The 13267-nt window shown below is 71.3% G+C and carries 13 protein-coding genes; 7 read left to right on the forward strand and 6 right to left on the reverse strand.

Annotated features, from left to right (window positions below; genetic code table 11):
• The first annotated feature begins 80 nt into the window (after positions 1 to 80).
• Both ACIBLC_RS08165 and ACIBLC_RS08170 read left to right on the forward strand, forming a co-directional pair.
• The gene (locus ACIBLC_RS08165; RefSeq protein ID WP_399209931.1) at positions 81 to 686 is read left to right on the forward strand and encodes a sulfite oxidase-like oxidoreductase; all 606 of its coding nucleotides are present in this window, start codon (positions 81 to 83) and stop codon (positions 684 to 686) included.
• A 74-nt stretch (positions 687 to 760) separates the two neighbouring features.
• On the forward strand, positions 761 to 1528 hold the full coding sequence (locus tag ACIBLC_RS08170; protein WP_399209932.1) for a ferredoxin reductase: 768 nt from the start codon (positions 761 to 763) through the stop codon (positions 1526 to 1528).
• Positions 1529 to 1617: 89 nt separating this feature from the next.
• On the opposite strand, the gene ACIBLC_RS08175 is transcribed toward ACIBLC_RS08170, so the two are convergent.
• Positions 1618 to 2511, reverse strand: coding sequence for a universal stress protein (locus tag ACIBLC_RS08175; protein ID WP_399209933.1), 894 nt, complete (start codon positions 2509 to 2511; stop codon positions 1618 to 1620).
• A gap of 264 nt (positions 2512 to 2775) precedes the next feature.
• Here ACIBLC_RS08175 and ACIBLC_RS08180 point away from each other — a divergent pair, with 264 nt between their 5' ends.
• A complete protein-coding gene (locus ACIBLC_RS08180) occupies positions 2776 to 3741 on the forward strand; it encodes an acetylxylan esterase (protein ID WP_399209934.1) in 966 nt (321 codons plus the stop codon).
• A gap of 16 nt (positions 3742 to 3757) precedes the next feature.
• Here the strand turns inward: ACIBLC_RS08180 and ACIBLC_RS08185 are convergent, their stop codons facing one another.
• On the reverse strand, positions 3758 to 4807 hold the full coding sequence (locus tag ACIBLC_RS08185; RefSeq protein ID WP_399209935.1) for a phosphatidylinositol-specific phospholipase C domain-containing protein: 1050 nt from the start codon (positions 4805 to 4807) through the stop codon (positions 3758 to 3760).
• A 223-nt stretch (positions 4808 to 5030) separates the two neighbouring features.
• On the opposite strand from ACIBLC_RS08185, the gene ACIBLC_RS08190 reads away from it, so the two are divergent.
• The 3 genes from ACIBLC_RS08190 (at position 5031) to ACIBLC_RS08200 (ending at position 8151) form a co-directional block, all read left to right on the forward strand.
• A complete protein-coding gene (locus ACIBLC_RS08190; RefSeq protein ID WP_399209936.1) occupies positions 5031 to 6197 on the forward strand; it encodes a serine hydrolase domain-containing protein in 1167 nt (388 codons plus the stop codon).
• A gap of 192 nt (positions 6198 to 6389) precedes the next feature.
• On the forward strand, positions 6390 to 7115 hold the full coding sequence (locus tag ACIBLC_RS08195) for a GntR family transcriptional regulator (RefSeq protein WP_399209937.1): 726 nt from the start codon (positions 6390 to 6392) through the stop codon (positions 7113 to 7115).
• 214 nt (positions 7116 to 7329) lie between these two features.
• A complete protein-coding gene (locus ACIBLC_RS08200; RefSeq protein ID WP_399209938.1) occupies positions 7330 to 8151 on the forward strand; it encodes an alpha/beta fold hydrolase in 822 nt (273 codons plus the stop codon).
• A gap of 132 nt (positions 8152 to 8283) precedes the next feature.
• Here ACIBLC_RS08200 and ACIBLC_RS08205 read toward each other — a convergent pair whose 3' ends face one another.
• The 3 genes from ACIBLC_RS08205 to ACIBLC_RS08215 form a co-directional block, all read right to left on the reverse strand.
• Positions 8284 to 9738, reverse strand: a complete 1455-nt coding sequence (locus ACIBLC_RS08205; protein ID WP_399209939.1) for an MFS transporter — start codon at positions 9736 to 9738, stop codon at positions 8284 to 8286.
• Complete coding sequence (locus ACIBLC_RS08210; protein ID WP_399209940.1) at positions 9728 to 9913, reverse strand: hypothetical protein; 186 nt, start codon at positions 9911 to 9913, stop codon at positions 9728 to 9730. The genes ACIBLC_RS08205 and ACIBLC_RS08210 overlap by 11 nt, the downstream gene beginning before the upstream one ends.
• Before the next feature lie 338 nt (positions 9914 to 10251).
• On the reverse strand, positions 10252 to 11010 hold the full coding sequence (locus tag ACIBLC_RS08215; RefSeq protein WP_399209941.1) for a class I SAM-dependent methyltransferase: 759 nt from the start codon (positions 11008 to 11010) through the stop codon (positions 10252 to 10254).
• 54 nt (positions 11011 to 11064) lie between these two features.
• On the opposite strand from ACIBLC_RS08215, the gene ACIBLC_RS08220 reads away from it, so the two are divergent.
• Entirely contained in the window at positions 11065 to 12669 is a 1605-nt protein-coding gene (locus ACIBLC_RS08220) for an alpha-amylase family glycosyl hydrolase (protein WP_399209942.1), read from the forward strand.
• A 22-nt stretch (positions 12670 to 12691) separates the two neighbouring features.
• Here ACIBLC_RS08220 and ACIBLC_RS08225 read toward each other — a convergent pair whose 3' ends face one another.
• On the reverse strand, positions 12692 to 13147 hold the full coding sequence (locus ACIBLC_RS08225; protein WP_399209943.1) for a MarR family winged helix-turn-helix transcriptional regulator: 456 nt from the start codon (positions 13145 to 13147) through the stop codon (positions 12692 to 12694).
• Positions 13148 to 13267 lie beyond the last annotated feature (120 nt).

Genomic DNA, 13267 nt, shown 5'->3' on the forward strand with positions numbered 1-13267 from the left:
GAATACGTAAGCACTGATCACGCTCGACCGGCGGGCTCCACGGGCTCCCGTTCCCGGCGGTCTGGAGGGCACCACCCCTAATGAACGTCACCCGAGGTTTCACCGGGCGCCCGCGCACCCACAACGCCGGACTGCCGCCCGGCCAGTACGACGCGGGCGACGACTGGCCCGTGCTGTCGGCCGAGGTCACCCCCGACCTGGCGCCCGCCGACTGGACCTTCCGGATCGACGGTCTGGTGGCCGCGCCGCGCACCTGGGACTGGGACGAGGCGCACACGCTGCCCGCGTCGGCGTACGAGGGTGACATCCACTGTGTGACGAGCTGGTCGAAGTTCGGCGTGCGCTTCGGTGGCGTGTCCCTGGACACGTTCCTCGACGAGGTGGGGCCGCGGGCGACCGCCACGCACGCGGTCGCCTACTCGCATACCGGATACACCACGAACCTCCCGCTCGCCGACCTGACCGGCGGCCGTGCCTGGATCGTGTGGGAGTACGGCGGGAAGCCGCTGTCCGCCGAACACGGGGGCCCCGCGCGGCTGATCGTGCCCCATCTGTACTTCTGGAAGAGCGCCAAGTGGGTGGCGGGCCTGCGACTCCTGGACCACGACGAGCCGGGCTTCTGGGAGCAGAACGGCTACCACGCACGCGGCAACCCCTGGGAAGAGCAGCGCTATTCCGGTGACTGAGAAGACGACTGATGAACGACGGCCGATGGGCGATGAGCAATGGCCGATGGGCGACGGCCGATGGGTGATGAGCGATGACTGAGACGACGACCGAGGCCTTTGTGCCGCGGACCGACTTCGCCGTGCCCGGGCGGATCGCCGTGAGCAACCGGGCCGCGGCCACCTGGCAGACGGCGACGCTCACCGAGATCCGCCGGGAGACGCCGAACGCCGCCACGTTCCGCTTCGCGGTGCCGCGTTGGGAGGGGCATCTGCCCGGACAGCATCTGATGCTCCGGCTCACCGCCCAGGACGGGTACGCCGCGCAGCGCCATTACTCCATCGCTTCTCCGCCAGACGACGAGGGGCACGTCGAACTGACGCTGGACCATGTGGAGGGCGGCGAGGTCTCCGGCTGGTTCCACGGAGTGGCCAGGGTCGGGGACGAGGTGGAGGTGCGGGGGCCGCTCAGCGGCTTCTTCGCCTGGCCGGGCGACCGGCCCGCGCTGCTCATCGGGGCCGGCTCCGGCGTCGTACCGCTGATGTCGATGCTCCGGCACCACCGGGCGCGCGGTCTGGACGTGCCACTGCGGCTGCTGGTCTCGGCGCGCGGCCCCGAAGAGCTCATCTACGCGCGGGAGTACGGCGAGGAGACCACGACCGTCTTCACCCGGAGCGCGCCCGACGGTGTGCCGGTCGGGCGGATGACGGCGGCGCGACTTGCGCCGCTCCTGTCGGTGCGGCCGCCCGGCGGCTGGGAGGCCTATGTGTGCGGCTCCAACGGGTTCGCGGAGCACGCGTCGCGACTGCTGGTGGCGGCGGGTCAGCCGGTGGACCGGATCCGTATCGAGCGATTCGGCTGAGGCGCTCGCGGAGTGCGGCTGTTCCCGGTGCCGACACGGCGCGAACGGGCCGGCTCCCAGGGCCGGCCCGTTCGCGCCGTGACCGGCCGTCAGCTGTACGGTACGACCGCCACCGGGCACATGGCGTGGTGGATGAGCGCGTGCGCGGAACGGTCCAGGCCCTCGCCCGCCCGGCGCCCGGTGACCAGGAGGCCGGCCCGGGTGGAGGCCATCAGCAGATGGTGCCCGGGGTGGCCGTAGATCACCTGCTCGGAGACGGTCGTCCTCGGGAACTTGTGGCGCCACGGCTGCAAGGTGCTGGTCAGCACCTGCCAGGTGCCCCTTCCGCGCTCGACGGTCGCACCGTCCATCGGCACGACGGGCACGTGGCCGCGCCGCGGGGGCACGGTCCAGGTGTGTACGACGTGCAGGGCCGCGGAGCGGACGGCGGCGCGGTCGAAGGCGTACCCGATGAGGTCGTCGGCCGGGTGGCTCAGGTCGAGACCGAGGACCACCGGCAGATAGGGAGCTGTGCTCGCCGCCGCGCCGTCGACCGTGGGCATCCGTTCGTCCTCGGGGAGCTCGCCCGCCCGCACGACGACGACCGGGCTTTCGGCGCGGGCCGTGACGGCCAGGGCGACCGAGCCGACCACGAAGCCCGCGAACCCTGTCGAACCGCGTGAGCCGAGGACCAGGGTCTCGGCCTCCGCCGCGGCCGCGAGCAGCGCCGGGACGGCCGGCGTGTCGGTGTCACGCGCGATGATCTCCAACGCCGGGTGAGCGTAGGACAGTTGGATCGCCGCCCGGTCGAGTGCCGTGCGGGTGTGGTCGGTCCCGGTGTCGGCCTCCGGGACGCGTGCGGGCCCGGCCGGCCCGGGCGCCGCGTGCAGCAGACGCAACGGGAGGCGCCGGCGCCGGGCCTCACGGGCGGCCCAGTCCGCGGCGTCGAGACTCGCCCGCGAACCGTCGATACCTACGGTGATGGTGCGAGTGCCGGGATTCATGACACGTACCTTTCGGGTGTCGTCGGGACGGGTGGCGTGAACGTCCGTCCGCGGCCGGGCCTTGCCGGTGGCGGACGGGTTCCACGGCGGGCGCCGATCAGTCGTTCGCGGGCGGATCCGGTCGCGCGGCGGGGGGCGAGCCTGCGGGAGGTGGGCCGGCGGGAGACGAACCAGTGGCCCCCGCAGGCCGCAGAGCCTGGCGGCTCTGTCGGCGGCCCACGTACGGTGTGATCATCCGCGCCCCGATGCCAAAGGTGGTCCTTCATGGCCCTGTTCGACCTCCCTCTCGACGAACTCCGCGTCTACCGCAGCGCGTCCGTGGAGCCCGAGGGCTTCGACACCTTCTGGGCCAAGACGCTCCAGGAGACCCGCGAACACGACCTCGGCGCCCGCTTCGAGCCTGTCGAGACGCACCTGAAGACGGTCACGGTGTACGACGTGACGTTCGCCGGGTTCGGCGGACACCCGGTCAAGGGCTGGCTGACACTGCCGGCCGGGACCGACTCACCCCTGCCGGTGGTCGTCGAGTTCGTCGGGTACGGCGGCGGACGCGGCCTTCCGCACACCCACCTGTTGTGGGCCTCGGCGGGCTTCGCGCACTTCGTGATGGACACGCGGGGGCAGGGCAGTGCCTGGGGCGGCGGCGAGACACCGGATCCGGTGGGCAGCGCGCCCTCGTACCCCGGATACATGACCCGAGGGCTCGACGCCCCCGAGAACTACTACTACCGCCGGGTGTTCACGGACGCGGTGCGCGCGGTGGAGGCGGCCCGCTCGCACGACCTGGTCGACGCGGCGCGCACGGCGGCCATCGGCGGGAGCCAGGGCGGCGGCATCACGATCGCGGTGGGCGGTCTGGTCCCCGACCTGGCCGCGGTCGCGCCGGACGTGCCGTTCCTGTGCGACTTCCCCCGCGCGACCACACTGACGGACCGTCACCCGTACCGGGAGATCGGCAGCTTCCTCAAGACGTACCGCGGCCGCACTGACGAAGTGCTCCGCACGCTCTCCTACTTCGACGGCGTGCACTTCGCCGCGCGCGGCCGGGCGCCTGCCCTCTTCTCGACCGCCCTGGAGGACCAGACCTGCCCCCCGTCCACGGTGTTCGCGGCGTTCAACGCGTGGGCGTCCAAGGACAAGGCGATCGAGGTGTACGACTTCAACGACCACGAGGGCGGCGGCACCTACCAGGAGGCGGCCAAACTGAGCTGGCTGCCGTCCCACCTCTGAGATCGCCCCGGGCCGCCTAACCGCGCGGCACGACCGTGGACAGGACGGCGGGCAGCGGGTACCAGTCCGCGGAGACGACGCTGGCGTGCTGCCCGGCCAGGAGCGCGAGGCGGTCCAGGGCCTGCTGCTGGGTGGGGTTGGTGCCGTCGATGGCCGGGGCCACGTTCTGCGCGTCGGTCATGACCACGAGGTAGTGGCGGTCGTCGTACCAGGCGGTGTCGATCGTGCCGTTCGCGTAGGTGGCGGCGTCGCCGTCGAACACGACGAGCCACGGGCGGATCGTGGCGTCGGCGTAGCGCGTGCGGGGGTCGCCGGTGGCCGCCTTGTGCACGGCGGGGAAGGCGGCCGCCTCGCGCAGGCGTCCGGCGGCGGCCAGGTCGCGCAGGTAGGTGGCGTACTCGCGGTCCGTCCACAGCGTGTCGAAGGGGTTGCTCTCCTCGACGGTGCCGGGGATCAGCTCGACGACGAACTTGCCCGCGAGGGCCGAGCGCGCGGGCCAGCCGTCGGCGCGGACCGCCGTGTCGAGGTCGGTGTGGGTGCCGACGACGTCGGCGGGGCGGAGCAGCGCGTCGCCGAGCTTCGAGGTGAGCAGGGCGTCCAGCTGGGCGGGACCACGGTTGCTGGTGCCCAGGAAGCCGTCCTTCATCTCTATCTTGAGCTGGATCGGCCGGTGGCCGGGGTTCGCGTCGTGCCAGGCCCTGATGTCGGCGAGGCAGCCGCCGAGGTCGCGGTTGGTGGCCTTGGTGCGCAGCTCGGAGGCGTTCGCCGCGTTCACGCAGTTGTTGTCGTTGCCGAGCGGGTTGCTGTGCGAGACCCGCCAGGACGAGCCGAACACATTGGTCCACACGTCGAGTTCGAGCATCCCGGCGCCGGAGTCGAGGGCGTCGGCGAAGTAGGGGTACTTCGCCTTCTCGTAGGCGTTGTGGACGCCCACGGAGGTGCTGGACGAGTACGACAGGTCGGCGGCCGTCGCCTGAGGGCTCGTGGCGAGAGCCAGTACGCTCGCCGTCGCCACCGTGAGTCCGGTACGGGCCATCACCTTCACGTGTCTCCGCATTGTCCCCATGCCTCCTGCGTCTCACCGGTCAACTGACCTGCACAGTACGGGTGTTGGGTGGCCTGCGGGAGATCGCGCGATGACGAATGCGGTCCGACCGCTTCCGCCCGGTCCGACCAGTCGGTACGTTCCCTGCCGTACGTTCATCCCGCAGGTGCTTTCCACACGCGCTTTCCGCACGCTCATTCGCCCGGACCAGACTCCGGGCCTCCTGACGGACGACGGAGGTCCCATGTCCCAGCAGGCACCAGACGTTCAGGGCCACTGCGACACACGCTTCTCGGCGGTACGCACCGCGTTCGAGGAGAACTTCGGCGACCGCGGCGAACTGGGCGCCGCGGTGACCGTCACGATCGACGGTGAGACCGTGGTGGACCTGTGGGGCGGCTGGGCGGACGCGGCACGCACCCGGCCCTGGGAGCGGGAGACCCTCGTCAACGTCTGGTCGACGTCGAAGGGTCCGACCTCCCTGTGCGCGCACATCCTGGCCGATCGCCAACTGCTCGACCTGGACGCCCCGGTGGCCGCGTACTGGCCGGAGTTCGCGGCGGCCGGCAAGGAGACCGTGCTCGTACGGCACCTGCTGTCGCACCGCGCCGGGCTGTCCGGGCTGCGTGAGCCGCACTCTCTGGCTCAGCTCCTGGACTGGGATCTGACCGTCGGACGCCTGGCGGCGCAGGAGCCCTGGTGGGAGCCGGGAACGCGGTCCGGCTATCACGCGATCACCTTCGGCCACCTCGTGGGTGAAGTGGTGCGGCGGGTCTCGGGGTTGCTGCCGGGGGCGTTCCTGGAGCGGGAGGTGACCGGGCCCCTCGGGATCGACTTCACCATCGGACTGCCGGAGAAGGACTCGAAGCGGGCGGCGGAGCTGGTGCATCCGCCTGTCGCGTCGACCAGCGAACAGGCGGCGCTCTTCGCGCAGTTGGCGCCCGCGGCGCTGGCGGCTCTCACCAATCCGTCCGTCGGCGCGGGCGAGGCCAATACGCCGCGGTGGCGGGCCGCCGAGATCCCGGCCGCGAACGGTCACGGCACGGCACGGGCGATCGTCGCGCTGTACGGGATCTTCGCCGGGCGGGGCGCGTACGGCTCCCGGCGGGTGCTCTCCCCCGCGGCCGCCGAGCGGGTGCGCGAAGGCCAGGGAAGCTGCCGTGACCTGGTGCTGGGTGCCGGGTTCGAGCACGAGACGGAGATCGGGCTCGGTCTGTGGCTGAGCGGACCCAACGGTTCCTACGGGCCCAACCCGAGGGCTTTCGGACATGACGGCTTCGGCGGCTCCTGCGGTCTCGCCGACCCGGAGGCGGGCGTCTCGCTGGGATACGTCATGAACCGCATGGGCCCGCACATCGCCGACGACCCAAGGAAGATGGCCCTCGTGGACGCCCTCTACAGCACACTCTGAAGGCCCTCGCGCGGTGCGCGATCCCGCGGGTCCGCGAGCTGAAACCGGCCGAACTGTCCGACCGCCCTTCCCTGGTGGTTTAGACCAATGCTTAGATCTGGTCGCGCAACGAGCTCATACGGCTACGTTTCGTCACCGCATCGGTGTTGTCACCACACGTTTGTCTCTTCACCACGCAGGAGGGGCGCGCACATGGCCCGCACCGCCCACCCGTCCGACCACGAGCCCCGCTACTCGCTGATCGCCACACAGTTGCTCGGCGATCTGCGCGACGGGACCATTCCGCCCGGTGAACGCCTGCCGGGAGAGAGGGAGTTGGCCAACCGGTTCGGCGTGAGCCGCGAGACCGTACGGCAGGCGCTGCAGATGCTGCGGCGCTGCGGCCTGGTCTCCACCGACCGGCGCGGCAGCCACGCGACCCTGCCCGGCAGCACGGCCGAGCACGTGCCGTCACTGGATTTCCCCCTGGGGGCGCAAGCCGCCGGACCGGGCACCGTCCACCGGACCACCGTGATCTGGGAGACTCCCCCACCGGAACACGCGCACGCCCTGGGGCTCGCCCCACGGCGGCCGACGCTGGTGCACCGCTACGAGTCGGCCGCGGCGGACGGGAGTGGGCAGCGTACGGCCGTCACGTCCTTCTCGGCCGTCGCGATGTCCGAGGTCGAGGAGCTGGCCCGCTACCGCGACCGGGCCGACGGCACCGCGTCGGCGCAACTGCGCCGCGCCTACGACTGGATGCGCAAGGCGGGGCTCGCCCTGCACCACCGGGACTCCATCACCCGGCTCCCCCAGTCGGTACGGGTCACCCGGCGCGTCCACGACCAGTACGACCGGCCGCTGGAGATCACCGATCTCGTCGTGGACGCCCAACAGGACACACTCGTCTACGAGTTCACCCTGCCGGCCGCCGGGTGAGTTCCGCGGGGCGGCGGGACGCGTTGCACACTCCGGGATTCATGGAGACTATGACATAGGCGCATAAATGTGCGAGGCGAGAATTTGGCCGCCGGGCCGATCAGAGGAATGCCCTGTTGTCCCGGTCCGCCGTGCCGTGGGCCATCACCGACGCCTCGTACGGCCCGGCCCGACGTCGGTGCGTCACGTCGGCGAACTCTTGAAGGGAAGCCTCATGAGCAGGTTCACCACCTCTGACGGCACCGACCTCTACTACAAGGACTGGGGCACCGGTCAGCCCGTCGTCTTCAGCCATGGCTGGCCGCTCGACGCGGACGCGTGGGACGGGCAGTTGAAGCTGATCGCCGACAACGGCTTCCGCGCCGTGGCCCACGACCGTCGCGGGCACGGCCGCTCCGGGCAGCCGTGGCAGGGCAACAACATGGACCAGTACGCCGACGACCTGGCCGAACTCATCGAGTCGCTCGACCTCAACGACGCGGTCCTGGTGGGGCATTCGACCGGCGGCGGTGAGGTGGCCCGTTACATCGGCCGGCACGGCACCGCGCGGGTCGCCAAGGCGGTGCTGGTGGGAGCCGTCCCGCCGCTGATGCTGAAGACGGACGCCAACCCGGAGGGCACACCCATCGACGCGTTCGACGAGATCCGCGCCGGGGTCGCGGCGGACCGTTCGCAGTTCTTCAAGGATCTGAGCTCGCCGTTCTTCGGCGCCAACCGTGACGGCTCGACGGTCTCGCAGGGCAAGCGGGACGAGTTCTGGCTCCAGGGCATGCAGGCCGGCCTGAAGGCGGCGTACGACTGCGTCGAGCAGTTCTCGGAGACCGACTTCACCGAGGACCTTGCCCGGATCGACGTGCCGACTCTCGTCGTGCACGCCGACGACGACCAGATCGTGCCCATCGCCGCGGCGGCCCTCAAGACGGCCCAGCTCGTCAAGGACGCGACACTGAAGGTGTATCCGGGCGGCTCGCACGGCATTGTGGGCGCCTATGAGCAGGCCTTCAACGGCTACCTTCTCGACTTCATCCGCGGCTGACCGAACGACGCGGGGTTCGACGGGCGATTCGACAGTCGCCGTCCGAGCGCCACGGCGGCCCGACGGTCCTCATCCGGCGTTGTGTCCGACTGGTCTGCCACCGGCCGATTCCCGGGGGCAGACCAGTCGTTGTCAGTGCCGACCGGCCGGCCGTGCCGTGGCGGTGCGCCGGGACCATCCGGAGAGCCCCAGCGACAGTGCCGTACCGACCAGCAGCACCGCCACCACGACCCACGCCGCGTGACCGACCGCGTAGTCGAAGGCCACCCGCGGGTCGCTGACCTGGGTGACGCGGTCGTCGAAGCGGGAGGTCATCAGCGTGCCGAGGATGCTGGTGCCCAGGACGGCGCCGATCTGCCGGGCGGCGTTCACCGTGCCGCCCGCCTCACCCTCGCGTCCGCGAGGGACATGGCTGACGGCGAGCGCGGTGGACGGCGCGTTGGCGAGACCGCAGCCGAGGCCGAAGAGGGCGAGGGCGGGGGCGTATCCGCCGAACGTCGTGCCGGCGTCGACCCGCGCGAAGAGCGTGGCTCCGACGGCCGCGACCAGCAGCCCCGCGCTGATCAGCGTGCGCGGTCCGAGACGGCGCAGCAGCAGTCCCGCCAGCACCGAGGCGGCGATGAACGTGACGAATTCCGCCAGCAGTTGGGTGCCCACCTGGAGCGCGCTCAGCCCGCGCACCCGTTGCAGCCACAGAACCTCCAGGACGGCGAGGCCGACGAAGGCGAACAGGACGGTCGCGGCGAGCAGCAGCGAGCCGGCGTAGGAGGGGTCGCGCAGCAGCCGCAGGTCGATCATCGGGGCTGTGCGGCGGAGTTCGACCGTCACGAAGGCGGCGAGCAGCACGACCGCGCCGGCGGCGGCCATGAGGGCCCGGCCGGAGGCGTAGCCGTGGTGGCCGCCGTCGATCAGCCAGTAGACCATCAGGGCGAGACCGCCCATGGACGTCGACTGGCCGACCCAGTCGAAGCGTTGTGCCGGGTTCCGGGACTCCTCCACGTACCGGAGTGCGACGGCCGCCGCGAACACGGCGACGACCAGGTTGAGCCAGAACGCGGTGTGCCAGCTCCACCAGCGCAGCGCGAGGCCGGCGGTGACGGGGCCGATGGCGAGGCCGAGCCCGGAGGTGGCGGCCCAGGCGGCGATCGCTCCGGCGCGGCGCCGGGGGTCGGGCACGGCGTGTGTGATGAGCGCGAGGGAACTGGGCGTGATCAGCGCGCCGCCGAGGCCCACGACCGCCTGCCCGAGAAGAACGACGGCCAGGCTTCCCGCGAAGACCAGGATCACCCCGCCCACCGACATCGCGGCGGCCCCGGCGAGGAAGACCCGCCGTCTCCCCCACCGGTCGGCGAGCGCGCCCGCGCCGAGCACGCAGGAGGCGACCACCAGCGTGTACATGCTGGCCACCCACACCAGGTCGGCCGAGGCGATGTGCAGGTCGTCCTGTACCGCGCCGAGGGTGCCGATCGTCTGGGTGGTCTGGAGGAAGACGGTGAACAGGCCCAGGCAGGCGGCGACCAGGACCGGCAGCGGGTGGCCGCGGCCGGTGACGGGCGGATCGGTCCTCTCGCGGAGGTCAGTTGCCATGGTTCAGCCCGCCCGTCGGCACTGCCCCGAATTGGCGGGTGACGCCGGCGGCGGGGACTTCCTGGCGGCTGCCGGCCTCGCTGCGCGCGCCGCGTGACAGCAGGGCGGGCGAGATGGCGCGTCCGAGGCCGCGCCGGGCGCCGGTGCCCGGTTCGAGGACTCCGGTGATGTTCATGGGGTCTCCAGTACGGGGTGGGGCGGCTTGGCCATCGCCGGGGTCGCGCGCTCTCGTGGACAGGGGCGCGGCACCCTGAGGCATTGGCCGCTCAGACGGGGCTTCTGTGGGTGTTGCGGGCTTCCCGGGCGCGCCTTGCCCGACGCTGGGGCTTGACGAGGCCCCGCAGTCGGCGCGGGCCGCGGGAGCGCCTGGGCGTCACCGGGGTTCTTGCCCCGCGCGTCCTGAATCTCGCGGGCCCGCCTGTCCGAGGCAGGCCCACCATAGCCCAGTAAGTTTGAAAAACAAACTCACATCGGGACGGGCGTCCGCCATGGCAGATGGACCTGAGGGAGTGCCTACGCGGGCGCCGGGCCGTCCGCCCGTGTGGCCACGACCATGCGGCACCGCGGGCTCCCGTCCGCGCGTCTGCCGAACTCGGGCAGGGCGAGCAGCTCGACCTCGAACCCGGCCCGGGCCAGTTCCCGGCGGACCTCGTCGAGCCGGAAGGCGCGGTAGTACATGACGAACGTGGGCCGCCACACGGCGTTGCGCACCCGCATCGCCGCGTCGAAGCCCAGCAGAGCCCAGTAGAAGGGCGAGCTCGGCCGGGGCGGAGCCGGGATCGGGAACGCGAAGCGCCCGCCCGGCCTCAGCACGGAGTGGACCTGGGCGAACAGCCCCGGCAGCTCACGCGGCAGGAAGTGGCCGAACGCGCCGAAGCTCACCACCAGGTCGAACGCGGGCGCGAAGGGCAGTGCACGCGCGTCACCGCGCACCCAGGCGACGCGGGGCGCACGCTCGGCACGCGGACCGGCGGTATCCAACTGCTCGCGGCCCACAGCCAGCATTCCCGCGCTGATGTCCACCCCGGTGACGCGCTCCCGGCACAGCTCGCGCAGCACCCGCATCCCCGCGCCGGTTCCGCAGCACAGGTCGAGCCCGTGGCCGAAGGGTCCGATCCGGTCCAGCGCCGCCGCCACGGCGTCGAGGATCGAGTCCGGGGTCCGGAACGGCGTGTGGTCGAACTTCGGCGCGAGCAGGTCGTAGCCGTGCTCGATGGACGAAAGGGCCTGAACGGCCAGTTCGCGGAAGGTGGGACCTTGCGGGGTGAACATCGCGATCAGCTTAGGGGCAGCGGCCGCCCCGTGCGCTGGCTTATGGTCCACTTCATGACTTCGTTCCGCCCCGCACCCGCCTGGCTGGCCGACGCCGTCTTCTACCAGATCTACCCGCAGTCGTTCGCCGACTCGAACGGCGACGGCATCGGTGACTTCGACGGAATCACCGAGCGCCTCGACCACCTCTCGTGGCTGGGCGTCAACACCGTCTGGCTCAACCCGTGTTTCGTCTCACCGTTCCGGGACGCCGGATACGACGTCTCCGACTACCTGAACGTCGCGCCCCGTTACGGCTCGAACGACGCTCTCGCCAAGCTGGTCGACGAGGCGGGACGCCGCGGTATCCGCGTACTGCTCGACCTCGTGGCCGGTCACACCTCCGACGAGCACCCGTGGTTCACGGCATCCGCGAACGACCCTGCCGACGACCGGTACATCTGGACGTCCGAGGCCCATCAGGACGGCTTCGTCGCCTCCCCCGGCACCCGCCCCGGCGGGTACCTCCCGAACTTCTTCGCCTTCCAGCCCGCCCTCAACTTCGGTTACGCGCAAGAGAATCCGGCCGAGCCGTGGCGTCAGCCGGTCGACGCCGACGGACCGCGCGCCAACCGCGCGGCGCTCCGCTCGATCATGGACCACTGGCTCGGCCTCGGCCTGTCCGGGTTCCGCGTCGACATGGCCGCGTCACTCGTCAAGGACGACCCGGACAGGACCGAGACCGCGCGGATCTGGACGGAAATGCGCCACTGGCTGGACGAAGCGCATCCGGACGCGGTACTGCTCTCGGAGTGGGGCGAGCCGGAAGTATCGGTTCCGGCCGGCTTCCACACGGACTTCTTCCTCCAGTTCGGCGGACCCACCGACGGCCGCGCCCTGCGTTCGCTGTGGAGCAACGCCGAGGGCACGGTCAACGAGGCCTGGGACCCGCTCGACTGCTTCTTCGACGCGAGCGGCAAGGGTTCGCCACTCCCGTTCGTCGATGCCTGGCGCGAGGCATCGGCGGCCGTGGCCGGCCGTGGTTTCGTCTCCCTCCCCACCGCCAACCACGACTTCTCCCGCCTCAACTGCGGCCCCCGCAGCGCCCATCAGCTCCCCGTCGCCTTCGCCTTCCAGCTCACCTGGCCGACGCTTCCGGCGATCTACTACGGCGACGAGATCGGCATGCGCTATGTCCCGGGCCTCCCCGAAAAGGAGGGCAGCGTGCTGGGCCCCCGCTACAACCGAGCGGGTTCCCGCACCCCGATGCAGTGGGACGAGGGTCCGAACGCGGGCTTCTCCAGCGCCCCCGCCGACCAGCTCTACCTCCCCGTCGACCCGTCCCCGGACCGCCCGACCGTCGCCGCCCAGCTCGCCGACGACACCTCCCTCCTCCATCTCGTACGACGCCTCATCGCACTCCGCACGAACACGCCCGAGTTCGGTTCGGAAGGCTCGGTGGAGGTGCTGCACGCCGGGTATCCGTTCGTGTACGTACGGGGAGGGCGGTATCTGGTGGTCGTCAACCCGCAGCAGAACGAGGCGGGTCACGAGCTGGACGGCCCCCGGAACGCCACTGCGCTGGAGGCTTCCGGCGTCCGCGTCGACGGGACGGCGATCACCGCGCAGGGGTTCGGGTTCGGGATCTTCGACCTCGGCGACTCCGCCGGCGTGGGCTAGCGGACCGTCACCGGCAGGGGGTTCAGTCGCGCGGCCAGGGACGGCCGTCGAGGCGCTCGACGTCGCTGTTCAGGCGGCTGAGGTAGGCGGCGAACTCGGCCACCTCCTCGGGTGACCAGTCGACCATGACCTTGTCCAGGCCGCTGACGTTCTGGGCGCGGTCGGCGGCCAGCCGGCGCGCGCCCTCGTCGGTGATGGCGAACTTGCGGGCCATGCCCCCGTCGGGGTCGGGCATCCGCTCGACGACGCCGGCCCGCAGCATGGCCGCGGTCTGCCGGTTGAGGGTGGAGGTGTCCAGGCCGAACGCCTCGCTGAGCTGCCCGATGGACATCGGCCCCTCGACCTGGATACGGCTGAGGAGCAGATAGGCGCTCCGGTCGAGGCGCCCCTCCAGACCCCGCGCACGCGGGGTGAGCAGGGTCAGATAGCGCCCGAGCAGCATGGTCTCGAACTCGATCAGGTCTAGGGGCTTGTCCACGCGACGCTTCCTCCGGCTCCCGGCTCGCCTTCCCACCGGGAAGGCCACCTCCCCGGACAGGTATACCACGCGCGATGTGTATGATGCACTCGCCATGCATCATGCACACCGTATGCAGGG

This window comes from Streptomyces sp. NPDC050535 (assembly GCF_044457665.1).
Taxonomy (GTDB): Bacteria; Actinomycetota; Actinomycetes; order Streptomycetales; family Streptomycetaceae; genus Streptomyces.